Genomic DNA, 12,435 nt, shown 5'->3' on the forward strand with positions numbered 1-12,435 from the left:
AATTAAAGACGGAAAAAACAAAGGCGACCCTAAGGTCGCCTTAATCGCTGCGCTAATGATTAGCGTACTTTTTTGGTCAGTTCGATTACTCGAAGCTGAGCAATGGCTTTAGCCAGCTCACTGGCCGCTTGTGCAAAGTCCATGTCGCCATGCTGATTATGGATATTCTCCTCAGCCTTGCGCTTGGCTTCTTCTGCCTTAGCTGCGTCTAGATCTTCACCACGGATAGCTGTGTCAGCCAATACAGTCGCTGTACCAGGCTGAACTTCCATCATGCCACCAGAGATGTAAATCACCTCTTCGTGACCGTGTTGCTTCACAATACGCACCATTCCAGGCGTAATAGCGGTCAGCAGCGGTGTATGCCCAGGATAAATTCCTAGCTCACCTTCGCTACCGGTCACTTGAAATGTTTCAACAAGTCCTGAGAAAAGTCTTTTCTCTGCACTTACAACATCCAAGTGAAAGGTCATTGCTGCCATATCGCCTCCTAAATAGCCTTATAGCTTCTTCGCATTCTCGATAGCATCATCGATAGTACCGCAGTACATGAACGATTGCTCTGGAATGTCATCGTATTCACCAGATAGCAGACCTTTGAAACCACGTAGGGTTTCTTTCAGAGGTACGTATACACCTGGGTCGCCTGTAAATACTTCAGCTACGTGGTAAGGCTGAGTTAGGAAACGCTCAATCTTACGCGCACGAGATACGATTTGCTTATCTTCTTCAGAAAGCTCATCCATACCTAGGATAGCGATGATGTCTTTCAGCTCTTTATAGCGCTGAAGTGTCGACTGAACGCCACGAGCAATGTCGTAGTGCTCTTGACCAACAACCAATGGATCAAGCTGACGTGATGTCGAATCCAATGGGTCAATCGCAGGGTATAGACCCATAGCTGCGATGTTACGGTTAAGTACAACCGTTGCATCCAAGTGAGCAAACGTAGTTGCTGGAGATGGGTCAGTCAAGTCATCCGCTGGTACGTATACCGCCTGAACAGAGGTGATAGAACCTGCTTTCGTTGACGTGATACGCTCCTGTAGAACACCCATTTCTTCTGCAAGTGTTGGCTGGTAACCTACCGCAGATGGCATACGACCTAGAAGTGCTGATACTTCAGTACCTGCTAGTGTATAACGGTAGATGTTATCAACGAACAACAGTACGTCACGACCTTCGTCACGGAAACGCTCTGCCATTGTTAGACCAGTCAGTGCAACACGTAGACGGTTACCTGGTGGCTCGTTCATCTGACCGTAAACCATTGCTACCTTAGATTCTTCAGGATTCTCAACGTTTACAACGCCCGCTTCCTGCATCTCGTGGTAGAAGTCGTTACCTTCACGAGTACGCTCACCTACACCAGCAAATACTGATAGACCAGAGTGTTGAAGTGCGATGTTGTTGATAAGTTCCATCATGTTAACGGTCTTACCTACACCTGCACCACCAAACAGACCGATTTTACCACCCTTAGCGAATGGACAAACCAAGTCGATTACTTTAACACCTGTCTCTAGTAGAGCAGTTTCGTTAGATTGCTCTTCGTAACTTGGTGCTTGGCGGTGAATTGCATAGTGCTCTTCTGCACCGATTTCACCACACTCATCAATCGCGTCACCTAGAACGTTCATGATACGACCAAGAGTCTTAGTACCTACTGGTACTGAGATTGGAGCGCCAGTGTTTTCCACTGTCAGTCCACGACGTAAACCATCAGAGCTACCCATAACGATTGCGCGAATTACGCCACCGCCTAGCTGCTGTTGAACTTCAAGAACGAGACGCTCTTTTGCTTCAACAACGTTCAGAGCATCATATACACTTGGTACTTCGCTCTGTGGGAACTCTACGTCGACTACCGCACCGATGATCTGTACGATCTTACCTGTAGCCATCGTTAATCCTCTAACTTATTAGTTTTACCTATGCTTAAACCGCGGCAGCACCACCAACGATTTCCGACAGTTCTTGTGTGATAGCCGCTTGACGCGCCTTGTTGTACACAAGCTCTAGGTCTTCAATCAGGTTGGTTGCGTTGTCAGTTGCAGCTTTCATTGCGATCATTCGAGCCGCTTGCTCACAAGCAAGGTTCTCGACCACACCCTGGTACACTTGTGATTCAACGTAGCGAATCAATAGAGTATCTAGAAGTGGTTTTGGCTCAGGCTCATAAATGTAGTCCCAAGCATGTTCGCGCTGCATCTCTTCGCTGTCCGATTTTGGCAGAGGCAGTAATTGATCGATCGTTGGTTCTTGTACCATAGTGTTTACAAAGTGGTTGTACACTACATACAGACGATCCAACTCGCCTTCATCATACTTCTTCAACATCACGCTTACTGATCCGATCAAGTCTTCAAGACTTGGGCTATCGCCCAGACCAGAAACTTGAGCCGCTACTTTTGCGCCACTGTTGTTAAAGAACGCTGTCGCTTTCGAACCAACAATCGCCAGTTCAACGTCTGCGCCTTTATCCGACCATTCTTTCATGTCTAATGTCGCTTTCTTGAACAAGTTAATGTTCAAACCACCACACAGACCACGGTCGGTAGAAACGATGATGTAACCAACACGTTTGGCTTCACGTTCCTCAAGATAAGGATGCTTATACTCAAGGCTACCGTTCGCCACATGACCGATCACTTTACGCATTGTTTCAGCATATGGACGAGAAGCTTGACGCGCGTCTTGTGAACGTCGCATCTTAGAAGCCGCTACCATTTCCATCGCTTTCGTAATTTTCTGCGTGCTTTTAACACTACCGATTTTATTACGTATCTCTTTTGCGCCGGCCATCGTATTACTCTCCGTTTATGGTAATAGGTGACCTTACGGCCACCGACCAATTACCAAGTCTGGGTTGCCTTGAAATCATCCGCTAGCTTCTTAAGCTGCGCTTCGATGTCATTGTTGTAAGCACCCGTTGCATCGATCTCTTTTACAAGATCAGCGTATTGACTGCGAGCATACGACAGTAGAGCTGATTCGAAATCAGCCAGCTTATCAAGAGCGATATCTTCAAGATAACCGCGCTCTGCCGCGAAGATAACTAGTGCTTGGTCAAATACAGACATAGGAGCGTATTGCTTCTGCTTCATCAGTTCTGTAACTTTTTGACCGTGGTCTAGCTGCTTCTTAGTCGCATCATCAAGGTCAGATGAGAACTGAGCAAACGCTGCAAGTTCACGGTACTGTGCAAGAGCGGTACGAATACCACCAGACAGCTTCTTGATGATTTTAGTCTGCGCTGAACCACCTACACGAGATACTGAAATACCTGGGTCAACAGCTGGACGTACGCCTGCGTTGAACAGTTCAGTTTGTAGGAAGATCTGACCATCAGTAATCGAGATTACGTTCGTCGGTACGAAGGCAGATACGTCACCTGCTTGCGTTTCGATGATAGGTAGAGCAGTCAAAGAACCAGTCTTGCCTTTCACTTCACCGTTAGTGAACTTCTCTACATACTCTTCGCTTACACGAGCTGCACGCTCTAGTAGACGTGAGTGAAGGTAGAAAACATCACCAGGGAACGCTTCACGACCAGGTGGACGCTTAAGCAATAGAGAGATTTGACGGTAAGCGACAGCTTGCTTAGATAGATCATCATAAACAATCAGTGCGTCTTCACCGCGATCGCGGAAGTATTCGCCCATCGCACAACCAGCGTATGGTGCTAGGTATTGTAGCGCCGCTGATTCAGAAGCTGATGCAACAACAACGATAGTGTTAGCTAGCGCGCCGTGCTCTTCTAGTTTGCGAACTACGTTAGCGATAGTCGATGCTTTCTGACCGATAGCTACGTAGATAGAGAAAATACCTGAATCTTTCTGGTTAATGATCGAGTCAATCGCCATCGCTGTTTTACCAGTCTGACGGTCGCCGATAACAAGCTCACGCTGACCACGACCGATTGGGATCATTGAGTCAACAGATTTGTAACCAGTTTGTACAGGTTGATCAACCGATTTACGGTCGATTACGCCTGGTGCGATAACTTCTACAGGAGAAGACAGTTTCGCTTCAATTGGACCTTTGCCATCAATTGGCTCACCAAGTGTGTTTACAACACGACCTAGTAGTTCAGGACCAACTGGTACTTCAAGAATACGACCAGTACCTGTTACTTTCATGCCTTCCTTAAGGTCGGCATATGGGCCCATTACAACTGCACCAACCGAGTCACGCTCAAGGTTAAGTGCGAGTGCATAACGACCACCCGGTAATTCAATCATTTCACCTTGCATCACGTCCGCTAGGCCGTGAATGCGAATGATACCGTCGCTTACCGATACGATAGTACCTTCATTACGAGCTTCACTTACAACGTTGAAAGATTCAATACGCTGTTTGATCAGTTCGCTTATTTCCGTGGAATTAAGTTGCATGCTCCAATCCCCATCAAGACTGCAATGCATCGCTCAGGCGGTTCAAACGTCCACGCGCTGAGTTATCAATGACTAGGTCTCCGGCTCGAATTATAACCCCACCAAGTAGGGTCTCATCTATGCTGCAATTCAGCTTTACTTTGCGCTCTAGGCGTTTTTCAAGTTTGCTGCTGATATCTGCTTGTTGTTCTTCAGAAAGATCGGTTGCTGAAATAACATCAACTTCGATTTCTTTCTCATGCTCTCGTTTAAGAGCGAAGTAACCACTACAGACTTCAGGAAGGGCCTTTAAGCGACCATTCTGAGCCAATACCTTAATTAGGTTTTGACCATATTCATCAAACTGCTCGCCGCAAATCGCGATAAAAAGCTCAGAAAGCTTTTCAGCTGTCATTGACCCGTCTAGCAAGTCAGCAACATCATCATTTTTTGCGACTTCTGCTGCGAAAGTCAGCATCTGTCCCCATTGGTCCAGAGCGTCTTTCTCAACAGCAAAGTCAAAAGCTGCTTTAGCATAGGGGCGTGCGATTGTAGTCAAATCAGACATATGCTGCCCCTTGCATTAAAGTTTTGCAGTAATGTTGTCAAGAATATCTTTGTGCGCTGCATCATCGATAGAGCGCTCTAGGATTTTCTCAGCACCAGCTACAGCCAGAGTAGCAACTTGTTTGCGCAGGTCATCGCGCGCGCGGTTGCGTTCTGCTTCAACTTCTGCTTCTGCTTGAGTCAAGATTTTATGGCGTTCAGCCAAAGCATCTTCACGAGCTTCATCCAGAATTTGAGACTTACGCTTGTTCGCTTGGTCGATGATCTCAGTTGCTGTGCGCTTAGCTTCTTTAAGTTGATCAGAAGCATTGGCTTGTGCTAGATCCAAGTCTTTAGCAGCACGTTCAGCCGCTTGTAGACCGTCAGCAATTTTCTTCTGACGCTCTTCAATCGCTTGCATAATTGGCGGCCATACATACTTCATGCAGAACCACACAAATAGTGCGAACGAGATTGCTTGACCTAGCAGAGTTGCGTTCATATTCACAACAGCTACCCCTCTTAATTAGACTTAGTGTTAATCAGTGACAAGCTAGTGCTTGTCGCTCAAAACCAATGATTAACCAGCTAATTGACCAACGAATGGGTTTGCGAAAGTGAATAGCAGCGCGATTACGATACCGATCATTGGAACCGCATCCAATAGACCAGCGATGATGAACATCTTAACTTGAAGCATTGGCGCCATTTCAGGTTGACGTGCTGCACCTTCAAGGAATTTACCACCCAGAATTGCGAAGCCAATTGCAGTACCAACTGCACATAGACCTACGATGATTGCTACTGCGATTGCTGAGAAGCTTAATACAGTTTCCATTACTATCTCCAATATATAGCGATTAACTAAAACTACTTAGAATAAAAAATTTTAATGATCATTGTCTTCGTGTGCCATGGACATGTAGACGATAGTCAACATCATGAACACGAATGCTTGAATCGTGATTACCAGAATATGGAAAATTGCCCACGGCAGTGAACCCATCCATTGAAGGAACCATGGTAGCATTGCTGCACAAAGAATGAATACAACCTCACCTGCAAACATGTTACCAAACAAACGCATACCAAGAGATAGAGGTTTCGCCAATAGCGATACCACTTCAATCAGTAGGTTAAATGGAATCATGCTCCAGTGATTAAATGGATGTAATGCCAATTCTTTAGCAAACCCACCTAGACCTTTCACTTTGATGCTGTAAAAAATCATCAAAGCAAATACGCCTATAGCCATCCCCATGGTGATGTTCGCATCAGCAGACGGTACTATCTTAAGGTAAGGAATACCTAGCCAATGCTCTGCTGGATATGGTAAGAAATCGATTGGAACTAAGTCCATCAAGTTCATTAAAAATACCCAACAAAAGATAGTCAGTGCGAGAGGGGCTATCAACGGGTTGCGTCCATGGAACGTATCTTTGACGTTTTCCGCGACAAATTCTACGATCATTTCAACAAAACATTGAAGCTTACCCGGCACACCTACTGTCGACTTCTTAGCTACTTTGTAAAATACTCCTAAGAATATCAAACCAGTGATCCAAGAAAACAACAGGCTATCGATGTGTATGTTCCAGAAACTCGTCTCTTCCGCCACTAACCCCAACTTGTAAGTTGAAAGGTGAGTAAGGTGGTGAGTGATGTAACCGGAAGCTGTTAGCGCTTCACCTGGCGCAGCCATAACTCATCCTATTTTTTGTTGTTAATGAATAGCGCTGGCGCAAAGATGTTAATCCCTAATACCAGCAAATAGGTTAGTTTCAGGGGAACGAGTTCCACCTGCATATACATGTAAGCAACAGAGAACAACACGACTGTAATGAGGATTTTCAGAGCTTCACCCGTGTAGAAGGAAGCGGCGACAAATTTAGCTGCTCGCGCTCCAACAAACAAGAATGCACACATTGCGAAAACGGCATTGGCAACAACAAAGATGCTACCACCTATCAGCGCTGATATTCCCCATTCAACATCTACAGCAATCGTTGTTCCTGCTGCGACAAACATAACCGCGCCAACCTGGATCAATAACAATTGCTTGGCAAGCTCTCGTCCTGGTCTAGCTAACGCCGCTATCATGTATTCGTACCTCTAAATAAACGCTCGCATCACTCTATACTGCGAGCGAAGAGAAATTGCCGAAAATTATACGGTGAGACGCTGTTAATGCAATTAAAACGCAGCAAAAACTTACATTTTTGTTTACAAACCGACAACTTTCGCTCAAAAAAACATTTTTTTATAATTGACCTAAATCAATTATCTCACTTAACCTTCCAATATTGCAACGAGTTGCTCCAATTTGTGAGGTTCATCAAGACTTATGGTCAGTTTTGCCTTGCCATTCGAAGAACGAACAATTGACACTTGAGAGCCTAATTTTTCACTCAATCTTTCCGATAAAGCTTGCGCTTCAGGGTCATTTTTAGCTTTTTTGCTGTCAACTTGTGGTGAAAGGTGTTTTTTCACTAACTGCTCGGTTTGGCGAACATTAAGTTTCTTCGCAATAACCGTTTCAGCGATATCAAATTGGTCGTCTTGTTCAACCGAAAGCAGAGCACGTGCATGTCCCATTTCAAGCTTTCCAGTTTGAACAAATCGCTTCACATCCCCATTTAACTGGTTCAGCCTTAATAGGTTAGAAACGGTGGTGCGAGATTTACCAATAACCTCTGCGACCTGCTGGTGTGTGAGTTCAAATTCGTCTTGTAATCGCTCTAGAGCTTGAGCTTCTTCAATCGCATTTAAATCTTCACGTTGGATATTTTCAATCAGTGCCATGGCGACAGCTGCGCGATCTTGTACCTTTTTCACTAGGCAAGGTACTTGTTTCAGACCGGCCTGTTTCGCTGCTCGCCAGCGACGCTCACCCGCGATAATTTCGTATTGTTGCTCACCCACTTGTCTGACAACTATTGGTTGGATGATGCCTTGAGATTGGATGGATGCCGCCAGTTCGCTCAATGCTTCTGGTTCCATCTCTTTACGTGGCTGATATACGCCTGCCTGCAATTGTGCCACTGACAAATCTTTCAATTCCCCTTCTGAGGACAAAGACTGACTGTGGTTGATTGTCTGTTGCTTTTCTCTCGCCATTGAACTGGTCGCAAGCAACGCATCGAGGCCTTTTCCTAAGCCGCGTTTGGACATGACACTTTCCTTCTAAATTGGATTATGCAGGCATTTCTTCACGACGAAGCATTTCGCCAGCCAAAGCAAGATAAGCTTTAGCTCCAGCGGAATATTTGTCGTAATACATTGCAGGTTTACCATGGCTTGGGGCTTCTGCCAATCGAACATTTCTAGGGATGACGGTTCTATATACTTTGTCACCAAAATGCTTTTTCAGTTGATCTGATACTTCATTTGACAAACGATTGCGTGGGTCATACATCGTTCGGAGCAAACCTTCTATTTTCAAATCTTCGTTAACGACAGCTGCTAGCTTGCTAATGGTATCCATCAATGCTGTTAAGCCTTCCAACGCAAAATACTCACATTGCATCGGTACTAAGACAGAATCAGAAGCCGCCATCGCATTGATTGTAAGGAGGTTTAATGAAGGTGGGCAATCGATAAAGATGAAATCATAGTTGTCACAGACCGTGGCCAACGCATTCTTTAAACGCATTTCACGAGCAAACACTTCCATCAGTTTAATTTCCGCCGCGGTAACATCACCGTTCGCAGCAATGAGATCAAAGCCACCAGACGTTTTGCTAACCACCACATCGTCAAAATGCGTATCTTCGACCAACAAATCATACGCGGAGGCGTCAACAGAGTATTTATCTACGCCGCTCGCCATGGTCGCATTGCCTTGTGGATCAAGATCAATTACCAGTACTTTTCGTTTTGTCGCTGCCATAGAAGCAGCCAAATTGACACACGTTGTGGTTTTGCCCACACCACCTTTCTGGTTGGCAATTGAAATGATTCTTCCCACGGATGACCTCGCTATTATCCCTTGCGCGATAAGATTACAAGATGTCGCTCACCTTCAAGCTCTGGAACATTCAAAGCTTTGATGTCGATCACAGAACACCAGTCCGGAAGCTGAGCAAGCTCTGATTCAGGTTTTACCCCTTTCAGTGCTAAAAATACGCCGGATTCTGGTTTTGGTAAATGTTGACACCACTCTACCATGTCTAAAACCGAAGCAAACGCACGACTTAGTACCCCATCGAAGCCAATTTCAGGCTGGAATTCTTCCACTCGACTTTGCACAGGGGTGACATTTTCGATTTTCAGCTCATGAAGAACCTGTTTTATAAACCTAATGCGCTTACCTAGGCTATCAAGCAGCGTAAAAGATTTTTCAGGATTCATGATGGCCAATGGAATGCCTGGTAAACCCGGTCCCGTGCCAACATCGATAAAACGCTCACCTTCAAGATGAGCGCTGACAACGATACTATCCATGATGTGTTTCACGATCATTTCTAGTGGATCTCGAACGGACGTCAAATTGTACGCTTTATTCCATTTGTCGAGCAGTGTGACATAACCAACCAACTGTGCTTTTTGTGTATCTGAAACGACCAATGAGGTTTCTTCTAACAACGCATCCAGTTTGATTCTTAACGCTTCCACTAGGCTGCTCCTTTCTTCAGTTGCCCACTTTTCTTTAGGTAAACCAGTAAGATAGAAATAGCAGCAGGGGTGATCCCTGAAATACGAGACGCGATCCCAATGGTCAATGGTTTAGCATCAGACAGTTTTGCGACCACTTCGTTAGAGAGGCCTTTCACCGTTGAGTAATCAAAATCAGAAGGGATCTCCGTATTTTCATGACGAAGTGACTTTTCAATCTCGTCTTTCTGACGTTGAATATAGCCTTCGTATTTGACCTGAATTTCAACTTGTTCCGCGGCTTGAGAATCTTCTAACGCAGGAGAAAACGCATCCAACTGCGTTAATTGCTCGTAATTCAATTCCGGACGGCGAAGCAAATCTTCACCGCTGGCTTCACGCGACATAGGTGTTTTTAGCAGAGCATTAAGAGCATCAATTCCTGTGGACTTAGGATTCATCCACGTATCTTTTAAACGTTGACGCTCACGCTCCATGTTATCCACTTTCTCGTTGAAACGCGCCCAACGAGCATCGCAAACCAACCCTAACTCACGACCTTTTTCGGTTAATCGAAGATCAGCATTGTCTTCACGAAGTAACAGTCGATATTCCGCGCGAGAGGTAAACATGCGGTAAGGTTCTTTAGTGCCCATTGTAGAAAGATCGTCGATCAACACGCCAACATACGCCTGATCACGACGAGGGTTCCAACCCTCTTTTCCTTGGGTTTGTAAGCTGGCATTCAATCCGGCCATTAGCCCTTGAGCTGCCGCCTCTTCGTAGCCTGTTGTGCCGTTAATTTGTCCGGCAAAGAACAAGCCATTAATAAATTTGGTTTCGTAGTTTGGTTTTAAGTCCCTTGGGTCAAAGAAATCGTACTCAATGGCATAGCCAGGGCGGACAATATGTGCGTTCTCAAACCCTTTCATTGAATGAACAATCTCAACCTGAACGTCAAATGGCAAACTTGTAGAGATCCCATTAGGGTATAACTCGTGCGTGGTAAGACCTTCTGGCTCGATAAAGATCTGGTGGCTATTTTTGTCAGCAAACCGCATCACTTTATCTTCGATCGATGGACAGTATCGAGGACCGATCCCCTCAATAACACCTGCATACATTGGGCTGCGATCGAGGTTCTGTCGGATCACGTCATGCGTTTTCTCATTGGTATGAGTGATAAAGCATGGAATCTGTGTTGGATGCTGCGATCGATTACCCATGAATGAAAATACGGGGGTTGGATCATCTCCATGCTGAACATCAAGCTCACTAAAATCGACCGTGCGAGCATCGATACGAGGAGGTGTTCCCGTTTTTAAGCGATCAACCCGGAAAGGCATTTCTCTCAAACGATCAGCCAATGCTATCGAAGGAGGATCGCCTGCACGACCTCCAGAGAAGTTTTCCATCCCAATATGTATCTTGCCCCCTAAAAACGTTCCTACGGTCAATACAACAGCATCAGCTTTGAATTTCAGCCCCATTTGAGTCACTACACCAGTCACTCGATCATTTTCAACAATAATGTCATCCACCGATTGTTGAAAGAGCGTTAGATCGGGTTGATTTTCAAGTGCGTGACGAACAAATGCTTTGTACAGAGCACGATCCGCTTGCGCTCGAGTTGCCCGAACAGCAGGACCTTTTGACGCGTTTAGAGTACGAAATTGAATACCTGCATGATCAATGGCTTGTGCCATTAATCCACCCAGAGCATCCACTTCTTTGACCAAATGCCCTTTGCCTATTCCACCAATAGCGGGGTTGCAAGACATTTGCCCTAGGGTATCAATGTTGTGAGTGAGTAACAGGGTACGCTGACCCGTACGAGCTGATGCGAGTGCGGCTTCCGTTCCTGCATGTCCGCCACCAACAACAATGACGTCAAAAGTTTCGTGATAAAGCATGAACCGACCTCAGGTATTCAATGAGTTTAGAGAGCTTAGTAAAAAGGAGCGATATTCTACCCTCTTTAGGGCAAGGAGAGAAACGATTTTGGATCGAAGCGGAGGCTTTAATATATATAAGATCTTTATATAGATCTTTTATTAGATCTACTATTAAGGAAGCTCGATCTTGTGGATAAGTCAAAAATGATCAACAAGATCATGCTTTTTTATACGATCGTATCTTGTGATCTACCTTTGATCTGATCGAGGATTAGCTGGGATCAAAATCGATGGTTATACACAGGGGTATAAATGGTATGATCTTATTATTTGGATAACTATAGGTTAATAACGGGATAGATCACTATTTATCCACAGATGGTTTGTTTAAAAAAGCATCACTTGAATCAAATAAAAGGTCTAAATGTTATTCACAGGGCGTAAATTTTTACGGAGAAGAAGGGAAAAAGGCGGGATTCCCGCCTTTTGACTAGAACTTTGTGATGTGTTCTTGCAGCCATTCTTCGGCTGCGTCTTCGGGAACAGGGTTTTCTAGAATATTGATCGTAAAGCAATCCGTTATCGGAGTGCCCCCGATGTCTTCGAGAAGTGCATAGGCATGTTTCCCTGCTGCACAGAAGGTATCGTAGCTAGAGTCTCCAATCGCAACCACCGCAAACTTAACCTCTGCCATTTTAGGAGGGGTGTTTTGAAGAGCTTCGATGAACGGTTGAATGTTATCTGGGTATTCACCAGCACCGTGAGTGGATGTAATCAGAAGCCAAGTCCCGTTAGCGGGGATCTCTTCGAGCTTAGGTTCATTATAAATGGTCGTTTCGTGACCTTTCTCTCTAAGTAGATCACTAAGGTGGTCACCAACATATTCAGCTCCACCGAGAGTACTGCCGGTCATAATGTGGATCATGGACGCATCCTTTTTCTTGTGAGGCACTCTTTGCCTCTTATTGGTTATTTGAAAGAAGCTAACGTGTAATTTCTGCTAATAAACAGAGGTATGGTATCGG

Annotated in this window: 14 protein-coding genes; all 14 read right to left on the bottom strand. The window is 45.1% G+C overall.

What is annotated here, in order from left to right:
- Positions 1-59: 59 nt before the first annotated feature.
- Positions 60-482, bottom strand: a complete 423-nt coding sequence (locus LDO37_RS18335; RefSeq protein WP_101114842.1) for a F0F1 ATP synthase subunit epsilon — start codon at positions 480-482, stop codon at positions 60-62.
- An 18-nt stretch (positions 483-500) separates the two neighbouring features.
- Positions 501-1,904 (bottom strand): F0F1 ATP synthase subunit beta, encoded by a 1,404-nt coding sequence (gene atpD, locus LDO37_RS18340; RefSeq protein WP_104398602.1) that lies wholly within the window; start codon positions 1,902-1,904, stop codon positions 501-503.
- Positions 1,905-1,938: 34 nt separating this feature from the next.
- Entirely contained in the window at positions 1,939-2,805 is an 867-nt protein-coding gene (gene atpG / locus LDO37_RS18345) for a F0F1 ATP synthase subunit gamma (RefSeq protein WP_101114846.1), read from the bottom strand.
- A 50-nt stretch (positions 2,806-2,855) separates the two neighbouring features.
- A complete protein-coding gene (gene atpA / locus LDO37_RS18350) occupies positions 2,856-4,397 on the bottom strand; it encodes a F0F1 ATP synthase subunit alpha (protein ID WP_101114848.1) in 1,542 nt (513 codons plus the stop codon).
- 13 nt (positions 4,398-4,410) lie between these two features.
- Positions 4,411-4,944, bottom strand: coding sequence for a F0F1 ATP synthase subunit delta (gene atpH / locus LDO37_RS18355; RefSeq protein WP_101114850.1), 534 nt, complete (start codon positions 4,942-4,944; stop codon positions 4,411-4,413).
- A gap of 15 nt (positions 4,945-4,959) precedes the next feature.
- The gene (gene atpF, locus LDO37_RS18360; RefSeq protein ID WP_101114852.1) at positions 4,960-5,430 is read right to left on the bottom strand and encodes a F0F1 ATP synthase subunit B; all 471 of its coding nucleotides are present in this window, start codon (positions 5,428-5,430) and stop codon (positions 4,960-4,962) included.
- Positions 5,431-5,502: 72 nt separating this feature from the next.
- Positions 5,503-5,760 carry a F0F1 ATP synthase subunit C gene (gene atpE / locus LDO37_RS18365; protein WP_004411110.1) on the bottom strand — a complete coding sequence of 86 codons (258 nt, stop codon included), beginning with the start codon at positions 5,758-5,760 and terminating at the stop codon, positions 5,503-5,505.
- A gap of 51 nt (positions 5,761-5,811) precedes the next feature.
- A complete protein-coding gene (gene atpB / locus LDO37_RS18370; RefSeq protein ID WP_101114853.1) occupies positions 5,812-6,624 on the bottom strand; it encodes a F0F1 ATP synthase subunit A in 813 nt (270 codons plus the stop codon).
- 8 nt (positions 6,625-6,632) lie between these two features.
- Positions 6,633-7,022 (bottom strand): F0F1 ATP synthase subunit I, encoded by a 390-nt coding sequence (locus LDO37_RS18375; RefSeq protein WP_101114855.1) that lies wholly within the window; start codon positions 7,020-7,022, stop codon positions 6,633-6,635.
- A 189-nt stretch (positions 7,023-7,211) separates the two neighbouring features.
- Positions 7,212-8,093 carry a ParB/RepB/Spo0J family partition protein gene (locus LDO37_RS18380; RefSeq protein WP_126609758.1) on the bottom strand — a complete coding sequence of 294 codons (882 nt, stop codon included), beginning with the start codon at positions 8,091-8,093 and terminating at the stop codon, positions 7,212-7,214.
- 22 nt (positions 8,094-8,115) lie between these two features.
- Positions 8,116-8,889 (bottom strand): ParA family protein, encoded by a 774-nt coding sequence (locus LDO37_RS18385; RefSeq protein ID WP_101114858.1) that lies wholly within the window; start codon positions 8,887-8,889, stop codon positions 8,116-8,118.
- A gap of 14 nt (positions 8,890-8,903) precedes the next feature.
- Entirely contained in the window at positions 8,904-9,536 is a 633-nt protein-coding gene (rsmG, locus tag LDO37_RS18390) for a 16S rRNA (guanine(527)-N(7))-methyltransferase RsmG (RefSeq protein WP_126609757.1), read from the bottom strand.
- A complete protein-coding gene (gene mnmG / locus LDO37_RS18395) occupies positions 9,536-11,428 on the bottom strand; it encodes a tRNA uridine-5-carboxymethylaminomethyl(34) synthesis enzyme MnmG (RefSeq protein WP_126609756.1) in 1,893 nt (630 codons plus the stop codon). The genes rsmG and mnmG overlap by 1 nt, the downstream gene beginning before the upstream one ends.
- Before the next feature lie 472 nt (positions 11,429-11,900).
- Positions 11,901-12,335 (bottom strand): FMN-binding protein MioC, encoded by a 435-nt coding sequence (gene mioC / locus LDO37_RS18400; protein WP_101114863.1) that lies wholly within the window; start codon positions 12,333-12,335, stop codon positions 11,901-11,903.
- Positions 12,336-12,435 lie beyond the last annotated feature (100 nt).

Origin of the sequence: Vibrio penaeicida (assembly GCF_019977755.1) — a bacterium.
Lineage (GTDB): Bacteria > Pseudomonadota > Gammaproteobacteria > Enterobacterales > Vibrionaceae > Vibrio > Vibrio penaeicida.